Origin of the sequence: Margalitia sp. FSL K6-0131 (genome assembly GCF_038008735.1) — a bacterium.
Lineage (GTDB): Bacteria > Bacillota > Bacilli > Bacillales > Bacillaceae_C > Margalitia > Margalitia shackletonii.
On the sequence record NZ_JBBOZS010000001.1, the window covers coordinates 2,811,408 to 2,838,088 of the forward strand.

Genomic DNA, 26,681 nt, shown 5'->3' on the forward strand with positions numbered 1-26,681 from the left:
TCTTTGTATAAAATTTTATTTAACCGATCCCATCATTCCTGCCACGAAATGCTTCTGCATGATAAAGAAGATTAAGGCTGCTGGTAGGGTTGCAATAACGATTGCAGTCATAATCATTCCATAGTCAGGAGAATAACTGGACCCCAGGTTGGAAATTAATAACGGAATCGTTTGATTCTCAGGAGATTGCAGAATAACCAGTGGCCATAAATAACTGTTCCAAGAAGACATAAAAGTAATGATGGCTGCTGCCGCATAACTCGTTTTCATCGTTGGAATATAAATTCGAAAAAATACTCCAAATTCCGTTAATCCATCCATTCTGCCCGCTTCCAGAATATCCTTAGGAAACATCTTCGTACTTTGCCGAAAAAAGAAAATCAGGAAAGCAGTCGTAATCGTTGGCAAAATGACTGCTGTATGCGTATCGATTCCAATCATTGGTGCTGTTTGTGAAATGGATCCAAACATTTTGAATAGAGGAACCATCAAAGCCGCAAATGGGATCATCATGGAAAGCAGCAAAATGTTAAACACCAAATCCTTCATTTTACTTTTAAAAATTTCAAATCCATATCCCGCTAAAGAGGCAATCAGTAAGGCAAGTACTGTAGTGATAATCGAAATTTTGGCTGAATTCATTAAGGCGGTCCCTAGCTCTGCCCTTTCTAGTAAGTGGTGGAAATTTTGCAGCAACTGACTACCAGGAAGGAATCTTCCTTTTGTTACATCTACGGACTTATTTGTAGCGCTAACAATCATCCATATAAACGGAAAGATAGAGATAATGGAAGCGATTGTTAAAATAATATAGTTGAAAATATATTTCCCTTTATTCATTTTTATCACCTGCCACTTTAAATTGGATAAGGGAAAAGAATATAATTAATATCACAATAGAATAAGAGACTGTTGCCGCATATCCAAAATCAGGCGTATATTTAAAAGATAGATTATAAATGTATTGTGAAATCGTCATCGTAGCATTTCCCGGTCCGCCCTTTGTAATATTCATCACTTCATCGAATAATTGAAGTGTACCGATAGTGGATGTAATAGAAGTAAATAAAATAATCGGCTTAAGCATTGGAATGGTAATCTTAAAAAACTGTTGCACGGATGAAGCTCCATCGATTCTTGCCGCTTCATAAACGGATTCATCCACATTTTGAAGGGCCGATAAAAAGAAAATCATATTATACCCCGTCCATCTCCAGGTAATCGCAATAATGATTGCAATCTTCGCCAAAAATGGATCGGTTAACCACGGTATTGGTTCGGAAATGATTGATAGTTTTAAGAGAAATAAATTAATAATGCCATCCTGACCAAACAAATATTTAAAAATCACCGAATAGGCAACAAGGGAAGTCACACAAGGTAAAAATATTGCTGTACGATATACCCCTTTTAGCTTTAATTTCTTATTATTAAGTAAAACCGATAGAAACAAAGCTAGAATGATCATTAGCGGAACTTGAATAATTAAATAGATCACCGTATTCTTCACGGTCGTAAGAAACACAGGATCTTTAAATAAACGAACATAATTATCGATCCCCACAAAAGTTTGGTTCATTCCATTTCCTGTATGAAAAGACATGATAAGTGCTTGAATCATTGGATAGAAATAAAAGAGACAGATTAATATGGTTGATACTGTAATGAAAGACCATCCAATGATCGCTTTTTTCGTCCGAAGTTTTCTGCTCGAATTTTTTGCTAAATATATATTCTGATTAGCTTTAGCCGGTATCATATTTTCCACTCCTATACAAAAAGCCTTGGAAACCTTAGCTCCCTTCATCACTATTTTCGGAGGAAGCTTACAGATTCCAAGGCGAATTCTCTAAAATGAAAATTGCCTTGCTTGGATGTTAAAAGAATCCCTATTTAATTTGCTCCTCTGCTTGTTTTTGTGCATCCTGAAGCACTTTATCCAGGGCTTTTCCTTTTAAATAATCCTGCATTGCGGCAGCAAGAATATCCTCAATTTCGTAAGTGTGCAACCCGTAGTTTACTTGAGGAATTTTCTCCGTCCAGCTTGCGAAATCGGAAATGATATTTTGTCCACCAAAGAAGTCATCACTTGCTTTATAAGCTTCACTATCAGCTGCAGGCTTATACGTTCCGATTGCACCTATTTCCTTCACTAATGTTTGGTAGAAGTCGACATTGGATCCAAAGGTCTTCGCTAAGAAATCGGCTGCTTTTTCTTTCCCGGGTACATTTAGTACATACCATGAGCTTCCGCCTAAGTTTGAGGCATTAACAGAATTAGCGGTTCCAGAAAGTTTCGGAAAAGGTACGACTGCCCATTTACCAGATTGAGAGCTTTCGGCTTTTATAGAAGGAGTAATCCAATTACCTGTTGGAACACTGGCAACAGATCCACTATTAAAACCAGCAACAAACTGGCTCCAATCCGAGGTTGGTTTCACAATATCCGCATTAATGATTTTCTTATACGTTTGAAATGCTTCCTTTAAGGCGGCATTATCAACGATATCAGGTGTTTGTCCGTCACTCTTCACATACCATGAGCCACTTGACTGAATCATCATTCGAATAAGGCCAAGATCTTTTGGATCCTGTGTCAGCATTTGTTTTCCTGTAGCTTCTTTGATTTTCTTTCCGATTTCAATGTATTTGTCCCAATCCATATTTTGCAAGTCATTTACAGAGTATCCCGCTTTTTGTAAATAGTCAGTCCGTACATATAAACCTGTTACGCCAGTATCAAAGGGCACACCGTAATTTTTTCCATCTAAAGTATTGGCAGCTATCTTATAGGAAGCAAAATCATCTGTCTTATAAGAACCTGTTAAATCCTGAAACATGTCTGGATAGGATTTTAAGAAACCTTGCGAACGATAGTCTTCAATCAAGACAATATTAGGAAGTCCTTTTGTTGTTCCAGAGCTAAGGGTGGTATTCAGTTTTTGAACGATATCATCTTGTGCCATCTCTACTACTTTTATCTTTAGTTTCGGATCCACTTTACTATATACTTCTTTTGCGATATTCATCGCTTTAATATTAAAGTTAGGATCCCATGCCCAAACAGTAATTTCCTTAGTGTTTTTTCCTTCGCCAGATGATTTTTGGCTGGATCCGGAAGAACATGCAGTCAACATCAGCATACATACCAAAAAGAGTGCAAGTACTTTTTTCATTTCCATTCCCCCATTATGATTGATGAAAGCGTTATCTTCTTGTAAGAATTATGGTAACATCTGAATATAAAAAATGGTTAGGAGGATTTTCTTGAAAAATGGTAATATTTTATCCGTTTGAATCCGTTTACATTTAAAGTTTGAACTATTTTTAGATTTTGGTATTTTTTTATGATGGTTGTGCCGGCATAATAATAAGGACCTTCGTACCCACATCAGGCTCACTCGTAATCGTAACACCATATGCTTCCCCGTAGATTAGCTGTATCCGTTCATGAACATTCCGAACCCCTATTCCGGAGAACAGCTGCTGTTTTCGCTTTGTTTTTGGGAGCTTAGTATCTATCTGATTCATGCCATCTCCATTATCCGTCACTTCACATTTAAGATTGTCGCCTTCACGCCAAATCAAAACATTAATGGTCCCTTCCTGCTTTCGATTAAATCCATGAAAAAAGGAATTTTCGATAAATGGCTGTAAAATTAGTTTTGGTATTGGTAGATTCATACAATCAGGTCCTACGAAATAATGAACTTTTATTCGATTCCCGTAGCGCATTTGATTTATTAACACATAGTTTCTTAGATTCTCTAATTCCTGTTCAATCGTGATGGTTTCGTTTACATTTCCAATCGTATTTTGTAATAAGGAAATTAAAGCATTAATAATGGCTTCCGAATCTTCTTTTCCGCCCTGCCTCACCAAAAATTTAATCGAAGCTAAAGTATTGTACAGAAAATGCGGGTTTATTTGTTGTTGCAAAGCGGCAAGCTCTGCATGTCGCTGTTGTTTTTGCGAAAGGATTAATTGGTCCACATATTCATGCAATTCATCCAGCATAGAATTGAAAGCATTTCCTATTTGCATCGTTTCATATGTACCGGTAACCGCTACATATTGATCGAAATTGTTTTTGGAGACGTTGCTGATTTGCTTCACTAAATTGGATAGGGAATTGGTTAACTTTCTTGATGCAAAAAATACAATGAGTAAAGCCAGCAGGACAATCCCTATTGTAATCAGTGTGATTTCCCTAGTATCGATTAAATCGCCAAACGCTGTTTGTTTATCAATAATATTAAATAGGTACATATCAAAGGAAGGAAGATAATTCATTAAGATAATTTGGTCCTTCCCCATAAACTTTCCGACAATATACTCACGGGGAGTGTTTTTTAATTTTGCTGCATAGGTCAACAAATCATTTGACTTATTTCCAATTAATTTCGTCTCATTACTTGAAGCGATGTACCCAGACTTATCTACTAGATAGACATTATTCCCTGGGCTTGTATAACTGGAATAAAACTTCCTAATCTCTTTTTCTGATATGGCAAAATACATAGAACCATAAATTTTATCTGTAATCCGATCCATTAACGCTCTTGTTGCAACAATGTACTGTTTATTTTTCGTTGTTGAGGAAGAACTTTCGAGACGATTGAATTGATACATCAGCTTTTTTGGTTGGTCTAATGTATTTTTCCGAAGTGAACTGTTCTCAAGTACATGATCAGATATTGGCCAATAGTTTTGATACGTCGAAAAACTAACCCCATTGATCCCCATAACCACAATATCCATGTCATAAGGTACGAAGTTAGATTGTATCCGCTTCATTTGCTGCCCCATGTTATAAAAGGAAGACATTTTTTGCTTATTTGTTTGTTTTTCGCTCAGCACAGACTTAATCGTGCCGCTCGCGAGAATGCTGTTAGATGCTTGGACAATCGAATAATTAAATGTTTCAAAGCTATCGATGACCTGGCTCATCACCGTTGCATTCATGATGCTGAATTTCCCAAAGAAAAATTTCTCTGCCATTCTTACAGTGGTCCAAGCAATCGTGACGGATACAATAATTATGATAATGACGGTAATAAGAAACATATTGATAAATAACCCGCTGTGTTTAAATCGGTTAGGAATAACTCTCATCTCTTCCATCTCTTATCGATCATCTTTTTTCGTTTGTATTGACTGGGAGACATGCCTTGCACTTTTTTAAAGACCTTACAAAAATAACTATGATCGGAGTACCCTACCATTGCACTAATTTGCGATATGCTGGCCGCATTCTGAATGAGCAGTTTAGATGCTTCTTCTATGCGAATTCGATTCAAATATTCATTAAACCCTTCTTTATTATGTAAGGAAAAATAACTGGAAAGATAGGATGGGCTAAAATGAAATTGTTTTGCCACTTCTGTTAAGGAAAGCGGCTCATTGTAATGATTCTTTATATATTCCAACATCTTTTTTATATTAAAATTATCTGGTTGATTATGCGCTGCTGTTATACAATGATTAGCCAATTTGATAAAGCGGTTCAAAATCTGTAATGTGTCTTCAGCGGAAGACGCTTCCTCGATCCATTTAAAATAAGTATACTTCTCCTTATCCAGTTCCTTCACATCTAAATCCATATTGCCGAGCAGGATAATAATATTAAAGATACTGTTTCCCAAAAATGACTTATATTCAAAAATATCCATTGTATAACACTTGGATAATGCAGAAGCATAAGATGTTAAATAGGAAAATGCTGATTCAAATTTCCTGTGTTTGAATTCATTGGTAAACCATTCCAGATTAAATGGATCACGTTGACTTGGAAGTTCAGGGAGGGTTTTTTCCGTTAACACGGACTTCCCAACTATATAAAAATGATATTGAAATAGTTTTAATAGTTCTTTGTATATTTCTTCTATTTGATAAATATCCTCAAATACATTACTAACAGCAAATTTTGCTTCCCCTATTAATCTAGCTAAAGATTGGGCAAATTCTATCACTCTATGATCATTGCATGGCTTTATATTAAGAACAAAGAGAATGCAAGACTGATCCGTACTTATTTGATAATATGTACCAGAGCTAAAGCTTTTATTGAATTCAGTTTCTAATTCCTTTTTTACTAAATGAATATTATTGGATCGAGAATTCTTTAAAGCAGCACCTAATAAATAAAAGTGACTATATGGAAACTCTTTAACCATTTCCTCTACTTCCAAACAAACGTCATATCCGGAAACCAACCTTCCTAGCTTTTGTTCTATTGAAAGGTTTTCGTTTATTTGTTTTACTGTATCTTGAAACTGCGGTATTCGTTTCGCAGCAGTTCTCAACACTGTTAAGAGCCCTTCTGCATCAAGCTTTGGCTTCAAAATATAATCCACCACTCCATTTTGAAAGGTAGACCGAACATAATCATATTCGCTAAAGCTGCTAAGAATGATGATTTCCATTTGAGGGTATTTTTCTTTTACTATTCTCGTTAATTCCTCACCATCCATAATAGGCATCATAATATCCGTCATCACGATGTGCGGGGCCACTTTTTCAATTAGTTCCAACGCTTCTTGCCCATTCGAAGCTTCCCCGACAATTTGAAATCCTTCTTTTTCCCAATCGATATAATGCTTAATCCCTTGCCGTATTAATAATTCATCATCTACAATTAGCGTTCTACACAGTTCTGAAGTTGCCACTAACTCCCCTCTCCTTTTCCCCTCCATTTAGTAGGTTATACTATTTATATATCATAATACTGGCGGATTTTTTATATAAATCAGAAAATATAAATATTCCCTAATCGAGTATCCCCCTATTTTCCCAATCATCATGTCCATTATTATACATCTACTGAATATTTTGTATATAATAAAAATACTGATCACAACATTTGAAAGGGAGTTCTTAACATGAGCATGGAAAAAGTAAAAGATTTTGTAGCTTCTAATCAGCTTGCATTTTTAGATCAACTATATAGCCTTTTACGTCAAAAAAGCATTAGTGCACAAAATGACGGCGTAGAAGAATGTGCGAAGCTTGTTATGGAAATGATGAATGAAATCGGGATCACAACGAAGCTCATTGATACAGATGGTCATCCAGTTGTATATGGGGAACTCATCAATCCGGAAAATACCTTTACCCTCTTAATCTATGGTCATTATGATGTGCAGCCCCCAGAACCACTCGAAAAATGGGTATCTAATCCATTTGAACCAGAGATTCGGGATGGAAGAATCTATGCACGAGGTGCTGGTGACAATAAAGGACAGCTACTCGCACAACTTCTTGGTGTGAAAACATATTTAGAAACAATTGGAGAATTACCTATTAATCTAAAATTTGTGTTTGAAGGAGAAGAAGAAATCGGCAGCATTCATTTAGCTTCTTTTGTAGAAAAACATAAAGAATTATTGAAAGCAGATTTAGTATACACTTCCGATGGTTCCTTACATGAAAGCGGATCACCTATCGTTTTATTGGGCGTTCGAGGAATGCTGGCAATCGAGTTGGAAGCAAAAGGTGCTGATCGCGATAACCATTCGGGTAATAAAGGAAATATTGTTCCGAACCCTGTCTGGAAATTGATAGACCTTCTGCAGACGATGAGAGATAAAGAAGGAAACGTATTGATTGAAGGATTCTACGATAACATTCTTCCCTTATCCGACTATGAAACAGAATTATTAAAGAAAATTCCTTTTGATGCCAAAAGCGTAGGAGAAAAAATTGGGTATCCGCAATTACATATGAACGGTGAAACCTATTATCAAAAGTTAATCATGGAACCTACTTTTAATATTTGCGGAATCGAAAGTGGATACACAGGGGAAGGAGTAAAAACGATTATTCCCTCAACAGCCCGCGTAAAATTAGATATTCGTCTTGTTGTAGATCAAGATCCAATGGATATTTTTAATAAAATTAAATCTCATGTGTCGGAGCATGCTCCGGATGTGAAGGTTACCTATTTAGGATCGATGCAGCCTTCGCGAACCAATGCGGAATTGAAAGTAGTTCAAACAGTCGTCCATGCGGTTCAACAGGCCTATGAAACTGAACCTCTCATTCAACCAGGCATGGGTGGGTCATTGCCGAATTATGTATGGACAAAACTACTGGAACTTCCCTCTGTTATTGTTCCGTATGCGAACTTTGATCAGGGAAACCACTCCCCTAACGAAAATATTAAAATCAAAAACTTCTTAAATGGTGTGATTTGTACTGCTCACGTTATCGATGCGTTAGGGAAATCGGCCAATAGGAATAGTTAAGGTTAATCATTCATATAAAGAATGGCGAGCTAACATGCCATTCTTTATATGAAATTTGTTAAAAACGGCTTGAAACCGACAAAAATCGAAATAGTAGATAGAAGAATTTTAGTGTCTTCTTACACCATAATTTACAACAATTTAAACACTCATTTTTCCAGTCTCAAAGTTGATTTCCAACCTTTGTGAAATTATTAGGGTCATGGAACAGCTTAATGCTGATCCTGTTAGCTTTAAAACATATAACCCTAGAGCAAAATTAAAAATGACATTACCAAATATCGAAATAGTTTTCCCTGTAGAAAAGAGTAATAAATTCTTTTTCGCTATTGGATATCTTTCATCGTTCATTTTCAAACTTATTGCATCCATTTTCTGCACCTCACTATACTTTTTTATAAGTATAAGAAGTCGTGTGAACCCGACATCAATAGGTAATTTCAAAGAATAATTTAGGCAAAAATAAAAAAGATAGTGCAAACCCTACCTTTTACCAAAGCTCTTTTCTTAAACTTTGTTGCTTTTATATGTTATTTGTTTAAAAAGTGAATAAATTTGGTAAGAAAAGTTGCCCCGAAACCAATCCTACGTAGGATTTATAACAAACGACGAACAATGTTGCGGAATCAGCCATTTAGCTGTTAAATAATCCAATTTTGTCCTCAGCTTCTCCTTTATTTCGATTAAAGACTTTATTTCCTGTTCGATTTTCTCATATTTCTCGATAAATAGAGATTGATAGTATGTATCTTTTTCATAATCCGTAAATTTAGCAAAAGTTTGATAAAGAAAAATCATTTTAGTCTCGTTTAAACTGAATCCCCTCCCCTTCAATTCGAAAATGAACTCTAAATCATTTTGACGGCGCTCCTCAAAAAAATATTGCCCCCCTCTTTTTTCCGGAACGATCAGACCAAGATCCATATAATGCCTAATCGTATCAATACTTACATTATTTATTTCTGCAAATTTACCAATTCTCACTTTTACATCCCGAATCACATCACCATGTTTCTAATAATTTATATTTAGACATTTTTATGTAATTTCCTTTTTTAAAGGCTGTTTTCGTACTAATTGTTACTTGTCGTCATTGGTTATAAATCCTAAGTTTCGGGGCATCTTTTGTTATTTTTAATCTAAATGAGGTTGTTACTCAGAATTTCATTTACAAAAATAACAAAGTATATGAAAAGAGCCTTTTTAAAAAGCAATTGCATATTATTTGATTCTCGGGAAATGTTCCTTTAGGATAAATGGCAGACCTTAAAACCAAAATAATATTTCACCAAACACTAAAATAATTGGTCATGGTTATCCTATTAAATGGTGATTTAACAATAATTCATAGTAGGAAGTGTTCAAAATGAAGGCTGTTATCGTAAAAAATCCAGGAGGTCCAGAACAACTTGAAATAGTTGAAATGCCCACTCCAAAACCGAAAAAAGGAGAATTACTGATAAAAGTACAGACTGCTGCAATCAACCGAACAGATATTGTCACTCGTGAGGGAAAAGCTGGTTATGCTCTCAATCCAATCTTAGGGGTTGAAATTGCTGGCACTGTTGTAGAAACGAATGGAAATGAAACTTTCTCAATCGGTGACAGAGTAATGGGCCTTGTTAATGGCGGCGGATATGCTGAATATGCCGTCATGCCCGCTGATCGTGCGATGAAAATTCCTGACTCACTATCGTTTGAAGAAGCAACAGATATTCCTGAGGTGTTCCTAACTGCCTATCAAACACTGTATTGGATTGGAAAATTGCAGGAACAAGAAACTGTGTTAATTCATGCAGGTGCAAGCGGCGTCGGTACCGCTGCGATTCAATTAGCAAAAAAACTTAGTAATGCCAAAGTTATTGTTACTGCTGGCTCAAAAAGAAAGCTTGACTTTTGCAGAGAGCTTGGCGCTGATGTACTGATAAATTACAAGGAACAGTCATTTGAAGAAGAGGTTCTAAAAGCGACAAACGGTCATGGTGCAGATTTAATTTTAGACTTTATTGGTGCCGATTATTGGGAAAAAAATTTAGCGAGCATCAAAAAAGAAGGTCGTTGGGTACTTATCGGAATCTTAGGTGGCAGTGAAGTAGAAAAGATGAACTTATTCAGCCTTATGTCAAAATGCGTTCAAATTACTGGAACCTTACTAACCCCTAGAAGCGATGAGTATAAAGCACTTTTAACAAAAGAATTTATGGAAACGGTAGCGCCATATATCGAACGAAAAGAAATAATGCCTGTAATCGATGAGGCATTCCCTCTGGACATGGTGCAAAAAGCGCATCAATATATGGAAGACAACCGGAATATTGGCAAGATTATCTTAAAGATCAACTAGTATTGATATCCCATGGAACAAAATAACCCTTCCAAATGATTAATCAGGAAGGGTTCCTTATTTGATTCAGTGATTACTCATGTTTTTGGAACATGTTTAAATATTTCATTGCTTTCAAAAAACTCAACTAGGCGAGTCAACCAATTATAATAATCGGCCCACTTTTTCATTTCGACTAGCAATTCATTTACTTTTTCCTCAAGTTCAGGTGATAGTTCCTCATTTTCCTTTAGATCCGTTAATTCTCGGAATACTTTCTTTTCAAACATTTTATTTCGATTAATGGTTTTTCTCCAATTGGACGTAAAAATAGTAATAAAGGTTTCGTAATAATCATCTTCGACATCGTAGATATCTTTGCGAACCCCTTTTTCGAAGACTTTTTCCGCAATATTAATTTCGACCATTTCGCGTACAACCTGGCTCATTCGTGTCTTGCTCATGCCAGTTTCCGCTGAAAGCTCGTCCAGTGTCATCGGTTTGCGGTTCATATATATAATCCCAAGCACTCTCCCTACTGTTGAAGAGACTCCATATGCACGCATATTATCAGCAATTTTTTCTATATATTGGTCTTTCACTTGATTAATGATTTCTAAGGGCTTTTCATCCACCGGTAGCAATCTCCTTTCGACTACCAATTATACTACGTCACTGTAACATACATCCATATAAAAATAAAATCTGATATACGGCAGTATTCAGGAGTATTTTTTAGAAAAGTTGGGTAATTACAATATTAGAACATTATACAATCTATATTCGTATGATAATCATGAAATATGTGCATTTTATAAACTTTTTATTTCACAAACTTTACAATATACTAAAATAGTAATAGCCATAAATATAGGATTTACGGAGGTGCTTCAATTTGCTGAAATTTGATCATGTAACAAAGGTGTATAAAGGAGGAAAAACCGCGGTAAAGGATTTGAACATGGAGTTTCTGCCCGGTGAATTTATTGTATTTATTGGTCCAAGCGGCTGCGGGAAAACCACGACCATGAAAATGATTAACCGACTGATTGAACCTACAAGCGGCAGTATTTATATTAATGGAAAAAATATTTTAGAAAAAGATCCTGTCCAATTAAGACGGGAAATCGGCTACGTTATTCAACAAATCGGTTTATTCCCCCACATGACGATTCAACAAAACATTTCACTCATTCCAAAACTATTAAAATGGCCGGAAGAAAAACGCCGGGACCGGGCCAAAGAGCTACTGAAACTCGTCAACATGACAGAAGATTATTTAGATCGTTACCCACATGAATTAAGCGGCGGTCAGCAACAGCGGATTGGGGTATTGCGTGCCTTAGCTGCCGACCAGCCATTGATCCTAATGGATGAACCGTTTGGTGCTTTGGATCCCATTACACGTGATTCCTTACAAGACGAATTCAAGAAACTGCAAAAAACATTAGGAAAAACGATTGTGTTTGTTACCCACGATATGGATGAAGCATTGAAGCTTGCTGACCGCATTGTCATTATGCGGGACGGACAATTGGTACAAATCGGCACACCAGATGAAATTTTACGAGAACCTGCGGATTCTTTTGTCGAAGAATTCATTGGAAAAGAACGATTGCTTCAGGCAAGACCTAATATTCAAACGGTTGAACAAGTGATGAATCCTAAACCAATCACCATTACAGAAGATAAAACCTTATCAGAAGCTATTCAAATCATGAAGGAACAACGAGTAGATTCCCTTTTAGTGGTGGATCAGTACCAAATTTTAAAAGGATATATCGACGTAGAAATGATTGATCAAAATCGAAGAAAATCTGTAAGTGTTGGAGATATTCTTGCGACAGAAGTGTTTGCGGTTCAAAAAGACTCTCTCGTACGAGAATCTATTCGTCAAATATTGAAAAGAGGAATGAAATATGTCCCTGTTGTGGATGAGTTACAGCGTTTAGTAGGAATTGTCACTAGAGCAAGTCTAGTTGATATTGTTTATGATTCCATTTGGGGTGATTCAGAAGAGGAACTTCAAGAAAAACATGTAGGATAGGAGGAATCCAGATGGATAGTTTACTACAGTTTTTAAATAGCAATTGGACCGAATTATTATTTAAGACATGGCAGCATTTCTATATATCTATTATTGCAGTCATACTCGGCATTATCGTTGCCGTTCCCCTTGGGATTGCGTTAACGCGAGTGCCGAGAGTAGCCGGAATTGTCATGGGCATCGCAGGCGTTATCCAAACCTTTCCGAGTCTTGCTATATTACCCTTTTTCATTCCCCTGCTTGGGGTTGGAGTGAAGCCTGCCGTCATTGCTCTATTTTTCTATTCAGTCCTACCCATCCTAAGAAACACCTACACTGGTGTAAAAGGAATAGAACAGAATCTGCTCGAAGCAGGACGCGGGATGGGTATGACTGGATGGGAACGGGTCCGTTATGTAGAGATTCCACTCGCCATACCAGTTATCATGGCAGGAATCCGTCTCTCTACGGTTTACTTAATTGGTTGGGCCACCCTTGCCTCTTTTATCGGAGCAGGAGGACTGGGAGATTATATTTTCAGCGGACTTAACTTATATCAAACACAATATATTATCGCTGGTGCAGTCCCTGTTACGATTTTAGCATTAGTAGTCGATTTTCTATTAGGAAAACTGGAAAAATGGGCTACTCCTAAAGGGATTCGCCAAGTAAATGAAGCTGTCTAGGAAGGAGCTAGTTATGAAAAAAAGCAAATGGATGATGATCCTTGTTCTGTCATTTTCATTGCTTATTAGCGGATGCTCCTTGCCAGGCTTAAGTGCATCTTCTAATAAAACAATCAAAATCGGATCAATGGTAACGACAGAATCACAAATATTAGGATATATGGAAAAATATATGATTGAACATTATACCAATTTAAAAGTTGATATCGTCAATAATTTAGGCTCTTCCATTGTTCTCCACCAAGCAATGGAAAATGGAGATGTGGACATTTCCTCTGTTCGCTATACTGGAACAGACTTACCGGGAGCTTTAGGAATGGAACCGGTGAAAGATCCTAAAGAAGCATTAAAAATTGTTCAAAAGGAATTTCAAAAACGCTTTAATCAAACATGGTTTGATTCCTATGGATTTGCTAACTCCTATGCATTTACCGTTTCTAAAGATTTTGCTGAAAAACACCATCTTCAAAAAGTATCTGATTTGAAACCATTGGTTAATGATTTGAGACTTGGTGTCGACAACTCTTGGCTGAAACGGAAAGGCGACGGTTATGAAGGATTTGTAAAAGAATACGGATTTGAATTCGGCCACACTTTTCCAATGCAAATCGGTCTCGTCTATAAAGCCGTCCAAAGCGGGAAAATGGATGTCGTATTAGCCTATACAACAGATGGAAGAATCAACGCGTACAAATTAGAGGTTCTGGAAGATGATAAGCATTTCTTCCCTCCTTATGATGCTTCACCAGTCGCAAGAAATGATGTATTAAAACAACATCCTGAGCTTAAAAAGGTTTTACAGAAATTGGTTAGAAAAATTAGTACGGAAAAAATGCAACAATTAAACTATGAAAGCGATGGAAAAATGAAGGAACCTTCTACTGTTGCGAAGGAATTCTTAGAGAAAAATCATTACTTTGAATAAGAAAAGTGGGTAAAGTGAAACCGCGCTAGCGTACCGGATATAGTATGTTTAGGCGAGATATAGGAAGGACAGTGGCTGAGGATAAAAAGGAATAATACGGACGGAATCGTTCCCAGTACGGAGGCTGACATGGAAAAATGGTAACAATACCCGTGGAATCGTGCCCAATACCGAGGCGGACATGGAATAACGGGAACAATACTCGAGGTATCGTGCCCAATACCGAGGCGGACATGGAATAACGGGAACCATACTCGAGGTATCATGCCCAATACCGAGGCGGACATGGAATAACGGGAACAACACTCGAGGTATCGTGCCCAATACCGAGGCGGACATGGAATAACGGGAACAATACTCGAGGTATCATGCCCAATACCGAGGCGGACATGGAATAACGGGAACAATATTCGAGGTATCATGCCCAATACCGAGGCGGACATGGAATAACGGGAACAATACCAGGAGAATCGTGCCCAATATGGTGGCTGATGAGGAAAAATGGTAACAATACTGGTGGAATCGTGCCCAATACCGAGGCGGACATGGAATAACGGGAACCATACTCGAGGTATCGTGCCCAGTATGGTGGCGGACATGGAAAAATGGTAACAATACCCGTGGAATCGTGCCCAATATGGTGGCTGATGAGGAAAAATGGTAACAATACCCGTGGAATCGTGCCCAATACCGAGGCGGACATGGAATAACGGGAACCATACTCGAGGTATCGTGCCCAGTATGGTGGCGGACATGGAATAATGGGAACAATACCCGTGGAATCGTGCCCAATACTAAGGCGGACATGGAATAACGGGAACAATACTCGAGGTATCGTGACCAATACGGAGGCGGACATGGAATAATGGGAACAATACTCGAGGTATCGTGACCAATACGGAGGCGGACATGGAATAATGGGAACAATACTCGAGGTATCGTGACCAATACGGAGGCGGACATGGAATAATGGGAACAAGACCAGGAGAATCGTGCCCAATACCGAGGCGGACATGGAATAACAGGAACAATATAACGAATTACATTACGATCTGAAGCTCCTATCCTTATCCGAAGACATAGAAATTCGCTAACGGATGTTGCTTGCGCTAGTCCGAAGCAAATTTGGTAAAAAAATTAAACAATCTTATTTTCTGAGAGAGAGGTGCTTGTATGGCCACACTAAACGGAATTGTTAATTATTATATTCAAAACGGAAGTTACGTTTGGGAACAATTTTACCGCCACTTTCTCATGTCAGCATACGGAGTGTTATTCGCAGCCATTGTAGCAATTCCACTCGGCATCGTAATGGCGCGCTATCATAAATTAAGTGCATGGCTTTTATCATTGGCAAATATCATTCAAACCATTCCTGCCCTGGCGATGGTGTCCGTGCTAATGCTAGTGATGGGATTAGGAACAAACACGGTTGTCCTCTCCCTATTCCTATATTCCCTATTACCAATTCTAAAAAATACGTACACTGGGATCGTGAATGTCGATCACTTCTTATTAGAGTCAGGTAAGGCAATGGGAATGACAAAATTTCAAGTGTTAAGAATGGTAGAACTCCCCCTAGCCCTTTCCGTTATTATGGCAGGTCTAAGAAATGCGTTGGTTATCGCAATTGGGATTGCAACTATCGGAACCTTTGTAGGAGCCGGCGGTCTTGGTGACATCATTGTCCGCGGAACAAACGTAACAAATGGAACCCCAATAATTCTTGCCGGTGCTATCCCTACCGCAGTAATGGCAGTTGGTGCTGACTTTATTATGGGATGGTTGGAACGAAGTCTGTCTCCAGTTAAAAAGAAGAAAAAAGAAGAGAATGTGGAGTTAAAGGAAGCTGCTTAAACAAAGTAGTCATTAAACTTTTATAAAACTACGGCAGACTATGACTTTATTTTTAAGTCATAGTCTGCCGTTATTTTATTTAAAATTTCACGAAAACCCCGATGACAAAGCTCATGATAATTAATTTTCACCATTTAACCTTACTGTAAACCCATCCAATAAGGTTCCTAATCCAAAACTAAATTCATTTTCCCAATTTGGGCTTGTTAAAAAACCGGCCAACCTAGTCATATGAGGAAATTTTCTTTTTTCACTAAATAAATAAGCGGAAAAATTTCTCTTAATGAGGAAATAGCATTGAAAATAGGTTAAATAGACGGAAGGATTCCGACTATTGACTGCAAAAAACATGAAAATCGGTAATTTTGCTTTGCTTAATCGGAAAATCTCCGCCTATATACCTCGAACCGAGTTCTTTTCTGCGGTTTAATCGGAAAAAATCCGCTTATTTTAAATATCACTGATTACTCGATTAAGGATAAATCTTCTTATGTTTCAAAAAACAAGTAAACTCATTTAGATGCGTCGTGGGGAGCATTTGTGGGTTCTGTCTCCTCTGCCCCACTAATCCAGCCGTGGTTACCCATTTAAATCAAATCAACAATCTCTGTAATTACAAAATACCCCACATACTAAACCACAAAAAATTCTATTTCATACCATTAGCAAACGATTATCATTTAATATTCGGCAAAATGTTGATAAATCAATAAAAAACGCACTCTGAATTCAAGTACGTTTTGCTATATAATGTTTGCACCGCTAAAATAAACCCGTAATAGCATGAAGGGGTTTCTTTTAGTATCAGCAGCTATAAGTCCCCTAATATATCTTTAAAATACTCCGTAGCCTCAAGCATTCTCGGACCATACCAGAACATTTCTCCATCAACAATGATTTGCTCTATGTTAGGAAGAAATTCGGCAAACTCTAATTTATGTTTTTCTTGAAATGGAAATGGTTCCGTAGCCAATAGTAAATAGTCGAGCTTTGCATTTTGGAAATCTTCTCTACTAACAACTGGGTATCTCCCGTTGAGTTCAGTAAACGGATTAATAAAGCCCATTTTTTCCAGTAATGAATGGATATATGTTTCTTTCCCAACAACCATGTATGGCTTTCTCCATATTACATAAGCGGCTCTTTTTCCATGAGCCTGCGGGAGTTTATGAAATTTGGCTTTAATAGTGGTTACTAATTGTTCCGCTAATTTTTCTCGATTTGTCACCACTCCAACATCATGAATCATGCGGTAAGCATCCTTAATAGACTGCACTTCCGCTACATACACTGGAAAGAATTCTTCTAATTCTTCAACCATTTCTTTTGTGTTTTCTTCCTTTTCCGCAAATATTAAATCCGGTTTTAACTTATGAATGATATCCATCTTAATCTTTTTAGTGCCTCCAACAGTAGCCACAGTTTTTACCTTATCATTAGGATGGATGCAATATTTCGTTCTGCCAATTATTTCGTTTTCAAGTTGTAAAGAAAATAAAGTGTCCGTGATTCCCGGACAAAGCGAGATTATTCTCTTTGGCGGATACTCGAATTCAATTAATCTACCAAGATGATCTTCTATTTTTTTTAGCAATAATAAGAACTCCTTTACCATTTGCTCCATGCGCCAGCATCGGAAAATAAATTTTTTTGATATACCCTCAGCCTTAAAGCTTCACAGATTGGCATTGAACTGACGGAAATCTGTTTACTCTAAAATAACTCCTGAAGGAATTACTAAATTCTATGTTGATTCCATATTCTATTGTCACATTTTAAAAATATATTATAATTTAACCTATCTAACTGTAAAGGAAAAATTTAATATGTTTAAAATAAAGGTTGATTATGATAACGGGTACCGTTTTGAAGCCCAAAATTGCTAATTTGCGGGATAAATAATAAATTAGCTTTCGAATAAACAAGATATACAATAATTGACATTAAAGTTGCTTAGGGCATAAAAGCTCTGAGCGTTTATTATATTGGTATATGGAACTAACAGCACGTTATCAAAGCCTTCTACAATCCTTTTTTAGTTTCAATTGATTGACTTGATTGCATATCTTTTGTAGAATTTTGAAAAGTGTTTACTTTAGAAAAAAGTAAAGGGATGATTTATCAATGATTCATCAGCGTGAATGTCCTGTTGAGACTCTCATTCATGTTTTAGGTGGTAAATGGAAGCCCATGATTTTATGGCATTTGATTGAATCCAATAAGCGATTTAGCGATCTGGAAAAGCTTATACCTGATGTTTCACAAAAAATGCTTTCACAACATCTCCGAGATTTGGAACGAGAAGGAATAGTCGATAGAACAATCTACCCTACCATCCCTCCAAAAGTTGAATATTCCCTCAGTGAATACGGCAAAACATTGATCCCTGTAGCAGAAGTCATGTGTGCTTGGGGAGAAAATCATAATAAGCGGAAATATGAAGAACCAGCGTCTTAAAGCTGGTTCAATGAACTTGTACACAAATTCAAACACTCAAGACAAAAGCTGCCACGGGGATTACCGGGCAGTTTTTGTTTTCCTACCGTGGGCACCCTGTTGTGAAATAATTTTCGGGATTAAGCTAATTAATCTTTAGAAATTTCCCGTCCTCTGCGTGAACATTTAAGTCTCCCCATTTCAGTCATGCTTACTTTTAAGTAAGTTCCTTACTTTAAAGTGGGTTCTTAACAGAATATAAAGACGATGCTAAGCTTGAGCTAACCAAATATTAGGATCCATTTAAGGGAGGAAAGAACAATGAAAATTATTGTTTTTGGAGCGACGGGGAATACAGGAAAAAGAGTGTTGGCGCAAGGGTTAAAAATGGGGCATGAAATGACCGCATTTGTGCGAAATTCTAAGAAGCTGTTTGATCAACTAGGTGAACATTCCACACAATATGTAAATGTGATCGCGGACGATATAATGGACCCGGTCAGTGTCGGTGAGGCGCTCGTGCACCAAGACGTAGCTATTATTGCAGCCGGCCATGCGGGCCAGGGTGAAGAGTTTGTTCGTATCGTCGATAACATTATAACCCAATGTGAATTCCAACCTAGTTTCTCTGGGCGGGTATGGATCATGGGTGGAGCCGGACTACTTGGTATTCCATATACCGATCTTATAGGCAACAATTTACCCGGCTTCCCTCCTGAGTATAAAAATCACAACCGGAATTTCGAACGGCTTCAGCAGACACAACTGGATTGGACCATTATGTGTCCGGGAACAATGAGTGATTCGATAAAGCATCCAGTTCCGGTTCATCTGCATGTAACAACGGAAACCTTGCCTATTCCGATTCCGGAGAAGATCAAGGAATATTCCGAGGCAGAAATAACCCATCACTTGTTCAGCCGATTACAAGAGCTGGATGTTGCTTATGATGATGTCGCGAAATGTATGCTGGACCATATAGAGCTCGGAGGCACGTTTAAAAGAAAAAGGGTCGGCCTTGCCTATCGAGGAGAAGGGAGATAATCGGTTTGTTTGGCTTACTATTACTGCTCGTTTTGCATATTTTGGCTTCGATTGCCATAATTGGTCCAGCTTTCGTGACGCCCATCATTCGAAGATCCGCTAGAACCGTTGGTCAGCTTCACTTTGCTTTAGGGATAACAACCAAGCTTGCCATAATACCTAAAATTGGCGGAACCGTACTTATCATAACAGGTGTTTGGCTTATGATCGTAACCAAGATGGGATTATCTCAAATGTGGCTAAATCTATCCTTCCTTTTATCGTTGCTCATGGTCGTCATGATCGACGGATTGATTGAGCCGCGTATGAAAAAGATCATAAAGATTGTATCTGAAAGTCAAGACCAAGGTAATGAAATACCCGCCGAGTTCGGACTATTGATGAAAAAGCTCGTACCAATCGAGACGGCGGCACAACTGCTGATGATTGCCATATTGGTGCTTATGGTCGTTAAGCCATTCTAAAATACCGACTGGAACGATTTAACCACTAACGCATCTCTATGATAATGAAGGAAGACATTTTTTCAAATTTATCCCTTCTCGATAGATGACAAACGAGCCCCGTGGTAAAGAGGTAATATAAATAGGACTAAGTTCGTCTTCCTTTATCTAAAAGGAATAATGTGTAACAATATATTGAGGGTTTGATATGCCTTTGCAAAAAGGAGATAGTAACAAAAAGATGCTTAATCCATTCTTGGAAAAGCATCTTTTCTACCCTTTATTTTCTGCCGGCAACCCACTTCATACCCCAGCCATATGCTCGGTCCATATCTTGATGGCCATTGAAGTATTCTACCAAACGTTGTACTTTAAAAGTTTCATTTTTAACATTTTCAATCATGGCAATCGCACACATGATTTTACCATTACGGTGTTCGTCCAATTTTACCTCAATGTCAGGGCCAGAAGGATACTTAATCGTTACGATTCCATCCGCCTGCGACCAGTTCGCTACTCCTTCATAGATAAACGAGTACACTAGAACTCTTTTAATATCTTGAATTTTATTCCCATTAATTCGTAAGTTTTCTCCACCTGAAACTGCCCCTGTCCGATCATCCCCGTCAAGCTCCATATAGGGAACACCACGGAAAGAACCGAATGAATTTCCAAGTGCCTGCACGCATCCCTTTTCACCATTTTTTAACTCATATAAACAACCTAAATCCAGATCGACACCTGCATTCCCTTTTCCGAACAATGCAGAAAAGAAGCCCCCTGAATTTTTCGTTTGCTGATTCCAATTTAGATTAACGAGAATTTCACCAATAGATTGCGTATTGCTTTTTGTAAGATTAATAGACTGCCCTTTTTTTGTTAATTCGACTTTACTTAAATTTACCAACGGTCGCTCCACCTTTTCATATATACTATATTTTCATTATATCAATTAATGGAAAATATGGAATGATTATAGCGAATTTTGCTGAAGAAAAGGATGTAGGATTCATATGGGGGTGCAGAGTCGATTTGAGGATTGAGGGGCCACATGCGTAAAATTTCCAATTCCTTTTTACGTATTTTTTCTTCCATCTCCCTTCATTTTCGATAAAACACAGCCTGACTGACCCCTATGGAATACTACATGGCGGGACCTTTCTATCTTGGCAGGTGAAGATACTGGGAAAAGATAAGTTGGTCCATTCAATATTAAGCAAAAAGGTCTAATTAGACCACCTAATAGCACCTTCATTGTTGTTCAACAGTTTCATTATCACCAATTAAATCAAAAATATAGTCATAATCAAACTTAGAATCTACAATTTTATAATATCCTTTTCCCTTGAACCCATCTGTTGTAGAACCAATATAAAGGACTGTAGGGTTATCTATATATATATCTGAGATAAATATCTTTGTTGACTGTTTAAACTCTAACATCCCTGTTAAATAGGTTCCATTTCCTTTATTAGGAGATAATGTTAGTTTATCATTATCCTTTAAAGGTATTAATTTTAGATTGCTAAAGTATTCCAAAACTAAGCCCAACGTTTTCGATTCATGGCATTTTCCATTGACTGGTTCACCATTAGGGAGATTTTTTGTAATATGAAAGTCTACTAAGGATTCGGATGCGTACTCCTTAATAGGATTGAAGGGAATCTTATAATATATGTAATTCTGATAAAGATATAATGATAGTAAAATTACTATACATAACCCGAATGCTAACCACTTAAATCTTTTCATATTTATTACCAACTCCTTTCGTTTCATCCTTGAGATTTTTATCATATATTTCGATCATCGAACTGCTGGCTCTATGTTGCTGCTTACAAGTACCCTTTTGACTGTTTCGTAATTTTTGTTTCAGCTTTATTTACATTCACTGCTCGACTAAATATTTTTAACCACTTTCTGAAAGTCCATATCCTTTTCAGATTGCTATTAACCTCCCATCATAATACAAACTATCAACAATTTTACATTCTGTATATTCATTTATATGCTATACTTTTCCATTTTAAATGTAGCACAGTCAATTATTTGAAACACCATTTAAGTGCATTCGTGCGGAGAATTTTATCAACAGCTTGTTCATCAAAAAACTGAATCCATTCAATATCGGCATACACAAATGCCATTGCACTTGTTGGTGAATCTGTTCCAAACTTTAGAGCCAGCAATATCAATTGATACGTTATCTGAAGAAAGACTACCACTGGCTTTGGTCGTGTTGAGTTACATACTTGAAACACAAAGAAAAGGACACTTTCTTTACTAGGAAAAGTGCCCGTTTGTGGATGTTTGAAAAGATGTTGGCATTGTGCCATTTTAAGCAAAAATAACTCCGTATTAGGAGCTATTATTTTTTATTATGATAAAATCGCTTTGCTTTTGCTCGATTCCCGCAGTCTGCCATCGAACACCAACGTCTGCTGCGATTGCGGCTTGTATCGAAAAAAAGCCAACCACACGGATACCCTTCACACTTTTTCACCCTGCTTAGTTCTTTTTCAGAAGTAAGAATGTCTATAGCAGATTGAACAATCGGTGGAAGCATTCCGTCTAATCTTTCTTCACCATTCAAAAATTCCAATGAAAATTTATTTTCACCTGGCACTATTCGCATCATCCCGTAAGCATTGGCTAAGGCTTCATTAAAAATGGAAAGATCTTTAGAGGCTGGTGTTTCATTGTTTGAAACTAAACTAAAAATTCGGAAAATCGCTTCCCGCAGCTTGATAGCTTGTTGGAGAACCTCTTCTGCCTTATAAGGTTGATTTTCTGCTTTTTTTAGTAGTGAAAGCGATTGTTGTTTGGTAAGGATATTAGCATGCAAACTCCAGTTTACCAGCTTCTCGTAACTCGTGAGTAACTCCTGTGATTTCTCACTGCTATCGTGCCAACTTACTGTATTAGCAAAATCCAAACATAAACGTCCGCCGAGCAAACCATGCTTGTGTACATCTTTATTTATATCAGACATGTGACTTCTCCTTGTCTTACCGTAAGTATTTTGACGGTCTGGGCCATTTTTTCTTATAACCATTATAAAAGCTATTGACAGTTAGAATCAACCACTCCATAATATAACCATCAAAATAATTATAGACGGTTATAGGAATGATGTACTGATTTCACTTGAAAGTCGTTTTGCAAAAGTATCTTTTAAATCAGTTCGCAAAGGATGCCGCCCACTGCTGGCAAACATGAATTTCGGATTAAAGGCAAAAGAGAGAATGATGGGGTGCAAAACATGTAATCATCTCCTACTCGATTTTGCGTGCTATCAACATACAGGTTTTTTCAGATATTTAAAAACATTGGCTGCAAATACGGATCATGTCTGCTATCACGTGTGGGGTACCAATGAAATCTTAAAAAATGGGAAACAACCGAAAATGGATTGGGGAAAGAGTTGGGGAATTCATTCTGTAGATGAACAGCAATGGAACCGAATTCAGGAAGGATTGCGAAATGAATACTTAACACTGTTGGAATCGATTGACGTTATAGAATGGAATGAACCACTGGCCAATGAACTGTTATCTTCTTTGGCTCATTCAGCCTATCATCTAGGAGCCATTCGACAAATGTTAAAAGTAGTCAAGGTGTACTTTTGACATAAAGTTTGATCATTTACTGCGTATCGGTACTTGTAGACGTAAAGGTGCACTTGTCGATTTTGGGGCAATCTGTCCTATATATGTAATCAACCCCACACTGATGGGGTTCGCACATCCATATTAAAGTCAAATCTAATATAAATTAACATAGATTCGTTTCAGGAAGCAGCAATAAATTAAATCTCCGTGGCCTCTCAATCCGTGAATCGTTTCCGTACCACATATGTGCAAAAAACTGACCTATTGAACTCTAATACTTGAGTGTTCAATAGGTCTGAAGTTTATTCTCATTTATCTATCCCTAAACCTAAACAAATTTTTCTACGTTATAGGGAACGAGTTATGCTACTAAAGTTGAAGCATAAAAGTCTGTGCGAAAGCTACTTCATCTTAGCTAGTTGAATAGAAGAAAGGACATCTTTCTTATCAATGTCTCCAAGACTAGCAGTTGTAATTGTAGCGGACTGATGTTTTTTTACCCCGCGAACTTTCATACAGAAATGTTCCGCTTTAATCATAACAAATACCCCTTTAGCATTTAATTGCTCATACAAATATGCTGCCACCTCATTTGTAAGTCGTTCTTGAATTTGTGGTCGGGAAGCGAAATAATCCAAAACTCTTGCCCCTTTGGATAGTCCCATTACTCTATCATTTGGAAGATAGGCAATGGTTGCCGTTCCAACAAAAGGCTGAAAATGATGCTCGCATAAAGAGCTAAAAGGAATATTTTCTATTACTACAAGCTCTCTGGATGTATTTTTATCTAATGGGAATGTTGTAATAATAGGCGGATTGGAAAATAATCCATTACATGTTTCATTTACAAGCATTTTAGCTACTCTTTCCGGCGTGTCTTTAATAGAGGGATCATTTAAATCTAATCCAAGTTCCTCTATAATACTAGCAAAATGCTGCGAAATTTTTTGTTTTTTTATTTCTACATCAATCTCTTTATTTTCAACCGTATATACGTGGTTCATCGTTTAAACACCCCGCTTATTTGCCCAAACTAATGTGTGTAGTTGCGGTAAAGCTCGTACACCATTCATTTCAGGATCTTCCATCACTTTACTCCATAACCAATCTAGAGACATAAGCAATCGTGATGAAATATCACCTGATTCATAAGGATCTTTATTCCCTACCGATAAATAAAAATCAATAGTATCATATCGTTTATGGACCATTCTGGCATAATCAAAATCCTCATCATTAAAGACAACTACTTTTAGACTGATTCTTTTTCCTGCTAAATTTTCTATTATACTATCTAATACATCAAAGTCCGTATTCATCCCGCTGCTAGGAGGTTTCGGGCTAATCGTTAAATCATCCACTGACCGAAACCAATCTTGCCAACGGCTTCCTTGTGTTTCTAATCCTACTTTTATATCGTGCTCATGTAATAGTTCAATGAATTCCATCATCGGTTTTCCGATTAAAGCGGGATTTCCTCCACTGATTGTCACGTGATTAAAATTTTGATTTCCAAGCTGCTTTAGTTCGTGAAAAATTTCCGATGGAGTTAGTAATCTAATATTATCTTTTTCAGACCCATCCCATGTAAAAGCAGAATCACACCAAACACATCGATAATCACAGCCTGCCGTCCGAACAAACATGGTTTTTCTGCCTATTACCATTCCTTCTCCTTGAATCGTGGGACCAAATACTTCAATAACAGGAATTTTACTGCTACTCATGTTTTTCGTTCCCTTCGTTAAATTGGGGTCTATATATTACGTAAGATGTAGGTGTTTCCCGGACTAACACTTGTAGACAAATAGGTTTATTAGATAAAGTATCTAAATAATTCGCAACCAATTCATAAATGGTTTGGGCAACTACCTCTGTTGAAGGAGTCAACTTTTCAAATTCAGGAAAATCATTTAACAGCTGATGATCATATCTCCCGTGCACTAATTTCTTTAAATCACTAAAATTCACTAACATCCCCATTTCATCCAGTTCATCCCCGGCAATCGTTAAATTAACAAAATAGGTGTGCCCATGAGTAAAAGAACACCTCCCTGCCTTTTCGTTAGGGATAAAATGAGCAGTTGAGAAATTCATATCTTTATTTAATTCAAAACGATATGGATGTGGAGCTGGTTGTGGGTAAAATTGCTGTAACATGCTGGTCATCTCCTAAAACGGTTATTTTCTTATTTTCAAGTATTCTTCTAGACCATTTTTTCTTAGCTTACAGGCAGGACACTCTCCACACCCATCCGCTATGATCCCGTTATAGCAAGTTAAAGTTTTTTCACGTACAAAATCAAAAGCATCAAGTTCATCTGCTAGTTTCCAAGTTTCACATTTATCCAACCACATTAGCGGGGTATGAATTACAAAATCCTGATCCATCGAAAGATTTAAAGTAACATTCAAAGACTTCACAAAAATATCTCGGCAATCGGGATATCCGCTAAAATCAGTTTCACAGACTCCAGTTACAATATGTTTAGCCCCCACTTGACTAGCTAATACACCTGCAAAGGACATAAACAACAGATTTCTTCCAGGAACAAAGGTAGATGGCAGACTTCCGTTCTCCCCATCTTTTACCTGGATATCGTCTCTGGTTAAAGCATTTGGAGCCAATTGATTTAATAAGGACATATCTAAAATATGGTGTTTGACACCAAGCTGATTACTAATATTTTTGGCACATTCAATTTCCAACTTGTGCCTCTGATTATAATCGAAGGTTACTGCAACAACTTCTTCAAATCTTTCCTTCGCCCAAAATAAACAAGTGGTACTATCCTGGCCGCCGCTAAAGACAACAACCGCTTTTTCTTTTTTCTTCATCTTAAACTCTCCTTTGAACAGAAAAACAGGACTACTAACGAAAGCAGTCCTGTTTCCCTTAGTTTTTTTAAGAGGGTAGCTAGAACCTCTACCGCGTTATGCGGATTTTTTATTTAGTTGACATTTTGATTATACAGGATGTTTACCATTTTTGCATATGGAAAACGGTTACTAATGCCAAGAGGTAGCGCTTGTTTTCCAATATGTGAATACTTTGTAAAAGTTGATGCCTACTTTGAAATGCTC

General features: G+C 37.3%; 25 protein-coding genes, 2 pseudogenes and 1 riboswitch. Of the genes and pseudogenes, 10 read left to right on the forward strand and 17 right to left on the reverse strand.

Annotation, left to right across the window (positions count from 1 at the left end):
• Positions 1-15: 15 nt before the first annotated feature.
• From NSQ59_RS13735 to NSQ59_RS13755, 5 genes are all read right to left on the reverse strand, one after another.
• On the reverse strand, positions 16-840 hold the full coding sequence (locus tag NSQ59_RS13735) for a carbohydrate ABC transporter permease (RefSeq protein WP_055739877.1): 825 nt from the start codon (positions 838-840) through the stop codon (positions 16-18).
• The gene (locus tag NSQ59_RS13740; RefSeq protein ID WP_340831763.1) at positions 833-1,759 is read right to left on the reverse strand and encodes a carbohydrate ABC transporter permease; all 927 of its coding nucleotides are present in this window, start codon (positions 1,757-1,759) and stop codon (positions 833-835) included. Before NSQ59_RS13740 ends, NSQ59_RS13735 begins: the two co-directional genes overlap by 8 nt.
• 130 nt (positions 1,760-1,889) lie before the next feature.
• Complete coding sequence (locus NSQ59_RS13745) at positions 1,890-3,176, reverse strand: ABC transporter substrate-binding protein (protein WP_340831765.1); 1,287 nt, start codon at positions 3,174-3,176, stop codon at positions 1,890-1,892.
• Between the two features lie 169 nt (positions 3,177-3,345).
• Positions 3,346-5,115 carry a sensor histidine kinase gene (locus NSQ59_RS13750; RefSeq protein ID WP_340831767.1) on the reverse strand — a complete coding sequence of 590 codons (1,770 nt, stop codon included), beginning with the start codon at positions 5,113-5,115 and terminating at the stop codon, positions 3,346-3,348.
• Positions 5,112-6,668 carry a response regulator transcription factor gene (locus NSQ59_RS13755; protein ID WP_340831770.1) on the reverse strand — a complete coding sequence of 519 codons (1,557 nt, stop codon included), beginning with the start codon at positions 6,666-6,668 and terminating at the stop codon, positions 5,112-5,114. The genes NSQ59_RS13750 and NSQ59_RS13755 overlap by 4 nt, the downstream gene beginning before the upstream one ends.
• Before the next feature lie 213 nt (positions 6,669-6,881).
• Between NSQ59_RS13755 and NSQ59_RS13760 the strand changes: the two genes are divergently transcribed.
• The gene (locus NSQ59_RS13760; protein ID WP_340831772.1) at positions 6,882-8,246 is read left to right on the forward strand and encodes a M20/M25/M40 family metallo-hydrolase; all 1,365 of its coding nucleotides are present in this window, start codon (positions 6,882-6,884) and stop codon (positions 8,244-8,246) included.
• 141 nt (positions 8,247-8,387) lie between these two features.
• On the opposite strand, the gene NSQ59_RS13765 is transcribed toward NSQ59_RS13760, so the two are convergent.
• Both NSQ59_RS13765 and NSQ59_RS13770 read right to left on the reverse strand, forming a co-directional pair.
• The gene (locus tag NSQ59_RS13765; RefSeq protein ID WP_055739883.1) at positions 8,388-8,618 is read right to left on the reverse strand and encodes a hypothetical protein; all 231 of its coding nucleotides are present in this window, start codon (positions 8,616-8,618) and stop codon (positions 8,388-8,390) included.
• 267 nt (positions 8,619-8,885) lie between these two features.
• Positions 8,886-9,230, reverse strand: a pseudogene (locus tag NSQ59_RS13770) (MerR family transcriptional regulator); the annotation flags it as partial.
• Between the two features lie 382 nt (positions 9,231-9,612).
• On the opposite strand from NSQ59_RS13770, the gene NSQ59_RS13775 reads away from it, so the two are divergent.
• A complete protein-coding gene (locus NSQ59_RS13775; protein ID WP_340831775.1) occupies positions 9,613-10,590 on the forward strand; it encodes an NAD(P)H-quinone oxidoreductase in 978 nt (325 codons plus the stop codon).
• Between the two features lie 77 nt (positions 10,591-10,667).
• Here NSQ59_RS13775 and NSQ59_RS13780 read toward each other — a convergent pair whose 3' ends face one another.
• Positions 10,668-11,204 (reverse strand): GbsR/MarR family transcriptional regulator, encoded by a 537-nt coding sequence (locus tag NSQ59_RS13780; RefSeq protein ID WP_055739886.1) that lies wholly within the window; start codon positions 11,202-11,204, stop codon positions 10,668-10,670.
• Between the two features lie 260 nt (positions 11,205-11,464).
• Between NSQ59_RS13780 and NSQ59_RS13785 the strand changes: the two genes are divergently transcribed.
• The 4 genes from NSQ59_RS13785 to NSQ59_RS13800 all read left to right on the forward strand — a co-directional run bounded on the left by NSQ59_RS13785 (position 11,465) and on the right by NSQ59_RS13800 (position 16,063).
• Entirely contained in the window at positions 11,465-12,616 is a 1,152-nt protein-coding gene (locus NSQ59_RS13785) for a betaine/proline/choline family ABC transporter ATP-binding protein (RefSeq protein ID WP_055739887.1), read from the forward strand.
• Between the two features lie 11 nt (positions 12,617-12,627).
• A complete protein-coding gene (locus NSQ59_RS13790; protein WP_340831777.1) occupies positions 12,628-13,281 on the forward strand; it encodes an ABC transporter permease in 654 nt (217 codons plus the stop codon).
• Between the two features lie 13 nt (positions 13,282-13,294).
• The gene (locus NSQ59_RS13795) at positions 13,295-14,206 is read left to right on the forward strand and encodes an osmoprotectant ABC transporter substrate-binding protein (RefSeq protein WP_340831779.1); all 912 of its coding nucleotides are present in this window, start codon (positions 13,295-13,297) and stop codon (positions 14,204-14,206) included.
• A gap of 1,173 nt (positions 14,207-15,379) precedes the next feature.
• Positions 15,380-16,063, forward strand: coding sequence for an ABC transporter permease (locus NSQ59_RS13800; protein ID WP_055739890.1), 684 nt, complete (start codon positions 15,380-15,382; stop codon positions 16,061-16,063).
• 811 nt (positions 16,064-16,874) lie between these two features.
• Here NSQ59_RS13800 and NSQ59_RS13805 read toward each other — a convergent pair.
• Positions 16,875-17,657, reverse strand: coding sequence for an ABC transporter substrate-binding protein (locus NSQ59_RS13805; protein WP_340831782.1), 783 nt, complete (start codon positions 17,655-17,657; stop codon positions 16,875-16,877).
• 530 nt (positions 17,658-18,187) lie between these two features.
• Between NSQ59_RS13805 and NSQ59_RS13810 the strand changes: the two genes are divergently transcribed.
• The 3 genes from NSQ59_RS13810 (at position 18,188) to NSQ59_RS13820 (ending at position 20,007) form a co-directional block, all read left to right on the forward strand.
• Positions 18,188-18,520 (forward strand): winged helix-turn-helix transcriptional regulator, encoded by a 333-nt coding sequence (locus NSQ59_RS13810; protein ID WP_055739891.1) that lies wholly within the window; start codon positions 18,188-18,190, stop codon positions 18,518-18,520.
• Between the two features lie 300 nt (positions 18,521-18,820).
• Entirely contained in the window at positions 18,821-19,543 is a 723-nt protein-coding gene (locus tag NSQ59_RS13815) for an NAD(P)-dependent oxidoreductase (protein ID WP_340831785.1), read from the forward strand.
• Complete coding sequence (locus NSQ59_RS13820; RefSeq protein ID WP_340833167.1) at positions 19,543-20,007, forward strand: DUF2269 family protein; 465 nt, start codon at positions 19,543-19,545, stop codon at positions 20,005-20,007. The genes NSQ59_RS13815 and NSQ59_RS13820 overlap by 1 nt, the downstream gene beginning before the upstream one ends.
• 259 nt (positions 20,008-20,266) lie before the next feature.
• Here the strand turns inward: NSQ59_RS13820 and NSQ59_RS13825 are convergent.
• From NSQ59_RS13825 to NSQ59_RS13840, 4 genes and pseudogenes are all read right to left on the reverse strand, one after another.
• Positions 20,267-20,890, reverse strand: a pseudogene (locus NSQ59_RS13825) (TerD family protein); the annotation flags it as partial.
• A 347-nt stretch (positions 20,891-21,237) separates the two neighbouring features.
• Entirely contained in the window at positions 21,238-21,738 is a 501-nt protein-coding gene (locus NSQ59_RS13830) for a hypothetical protein (protein WP_340831788.1), read from the reverse strand.
• Positions 21,739-22,031: 293 nt separating this feature from the next.
• Entirely contained in the window at positions 22,032-22,331 is a 300-nt protein-coding gene (locus NSQ59_RS13835) for a hypothetical protein (RefSeq protein ID WP_055739896.1), read from the reverse strand.
• A gap of 23 nt (positions 22,332-22,354) precedes the next feature.
• The gene (locus NSQ59_RS13840) at positions 22,355-22,978 is read right to left on the reverse strand and encodes a CGNR zinc finger domain-containing protein (RefSeq protein WP_340831791.1); all 624 of its coding nucleotides are present in this window, start codon (positions 22,976-22,978) and stop codon (positions 22,355-22,357) included.
• 223 nt (positions 22,979-23,201) lie between these two features.
• Here NSQ59_RS13840 and NSQ59_RS13845 point away from each other — a divergent pair, with 223 nt between their 5' ends.
• Entirely contained in the window at positions 23,202-23,615 is a 414-nt protein-coding gene (locus NSQ59_RS13845) for a hypothetical protein (RefSeq protein ID WP_340831793.1), read from the forward strand.
• 383 nt (positions 23,616-23,998) lie between these two features.
• Here the strand turns inward: NSQ59_RS13845 and folE are convergent, their stop codons facing one another.
• From folE to queC, 4 genes are read right to left on the reverse strand one after another with little or no spacing between them, the layout of a single operon-like run.
• Positions 23,999-24,601, reverse strand: coding sequence for a GTP cyclohydrolase I (gene folE / locus NSQ59_RS13850; protein ID WP_340831794.1), 603 nt, complete (start codon positions 24,599-24,601; stop codon positions 23,999-24,001).
• Positions 24,602-24,604: 3 nt separating this feature from the next.
• Positions 24,605-25,324, reverse strand: a complete 720-nt coding sequence (gene queE, locus NSQ59_RS13855) for a 7-carboxy-7-deazaguanine synthase QueE (RefSeq protein ID WP_340831797.1) — start codon at positions 25,322-25,324, stop codon at positions 24,605-24,607.
• Positions 25,317-25,757 (reverse strand): 6-carboxytetrahydropterin synthase QueD, encoded by a 441-nt coding sequence (gene queD / locus NSQ59_RS13860; RefSeq protein ID WP_126649194.1) that lies wholly within the window; start codon positions 25,755-25,757, stop codon positions 25,317-25,319. The genes queE and queD overlap by 8 nt, the downstream gene beginning before the upstream one ends.
• Before the next feature lie 21 nt (positions 25,758-25,778).
• A complete protein-coding gene (gene queC, locus NSQ59_RS13865) occupies positions 25,779-26,435 on the reverse strand; it encodes a 7-cyano-7-deazaguanine synthase QueC (RefSeq protein ID WP_340831800.1) in 657 nt (218 codons plus the stop codon).
• A gap of 52 nt (positions 26,436-26,487) precedes the next feature.
• Positions 26,488-26,530: riboswitch (PreQ1 riboswitch) on the reverse strand.
• Positions 26,531-26,681 lie beyond the last annotated feature (151 nt).

Coding starts and splice junctions, on each gene's coding strand:
- NSQ59_RS13800 (WP_055739890.1), top strand. CDS start 15,380: ATGGCCACACTAAACGGAATTGTTAATTATTATATTCAAAACGGAAGT.
- queE (WP_340831797.1), bottom strand. CDS start 25,324: ATGAGTAGCAGTAAAATTCCTGTTATTGAAGTATTTGGTCCCACGATT.
- queD (WP_126649194.1), bottom strand. CDS start 25,757: ATGTTACAGCAATTTTACCCACAACCAGCTCCACATCCATATCGTTTT.
- NSQ59_RS13735 (WP_055739877.1), bottom strand. CDS start 840: ATGAATAAAGGGAAATATATTTTCAACTATATTATTTTAACAATCGCT.
- NSQ59_RS13745 (WP_340831765.1), bottom strand. CDS start 3,176: ATGAAAAAAGTACTTGCACTCTTTTTGGTATGTATGCTGATGTTGACT.
- NSQ59_RS13795 (WP_340831779.1), top strand. CDS start 13,295: ATGAAAAAAAGCAAATGGATGATGATCCTTGTTCTGTCATTTTCATTG.
- NSQ59_RS13810 (WP_055739891.1), top strand. CDS start 18,188: ATGATTCATCAGCGTGAATGTCCTGTTGAGACTCTCATTCATGTTTTA.
- NSQ59_RS13765 (WP_055739883.1), bottom strand. CDS start 8,618: ATGGATGCAATAAGTTTGAAAATGAACGATGAAAGATATCCAATAGCG.
- NSQ59_RS13845 (WP_340831793.1), top strand. CDS start 23,202: ATGAATTTCGGATTAAAGGCAAAAGAGAGAATGATGGGGTGCAAAACA.
- NSQ59_RS13750 (WP_340831767.1), bottom strand. CDS start 5,115: ATGAGAGTTATTCCTAACCGATTTAAACACAGCGGGTTATTTATCAAT.
- NSQ59_RS13840 (WP_340831791.1), bottom strand. CDS start 22,978: ATGTCTGATATAAATAAAGATGTACACAAGCATGGTTTGCTCGGCGGA.
- NSQ59_RS13775 (WP_340831775.1), top strand. CDS start 9,613: ATGAAGGCTGTTATCGTAAAAAATCCAGGAGGTCCAGAACAACTTGAA.
- NSQ59_RS13740 (WP_340831763.1), bottom strand. CDS start 1,759: ATGATACCGGCTAAAGCTAATCAGAATATATATTTAGCAAAAAATTCG.
- folE (WP_340831794.1), bottom strand. CDS start 24,601: ATGAACCACGTATATACGGTTGAAAATAAAGAGATTGATGTAGAAATA.
- NSQ59_RS13830 (WP_340831788.1), bottom strand. CDS start 21,738: ATGAAAAGATTTAAGTGGTTAGCATTCGGGTTATGTATAGTAATTTTA.
- NSQ59_RS13815 (WP_340831785.1), top strand. CDS start 18,821: ATGAAAATTATTGTTTTTGGAGCGACGGGGAATACAGGAAAAAGAGTG.
- queC (WP_340831800.1), bottom strand. CDS start 26,435: ATGAAGAAAAAAGAAAAAGCGGTTGTTGTCTTTAGCGGCGGCCAGGAT.
- NSQ59_RS13760 (WP_340831772.1), top strand. CDS start 6,882: ATGAGCATGGAAAAAGTAAAAGATTTTGTAGCTTCTAATCAGCTTGCA.
- NSQ59_RS13790 (WP_340831777.1), top strand. CDS start 12,628: ATGGATAGTTTACTACAGTTTTTAAATAGCAATTGGACCGAATTATTA.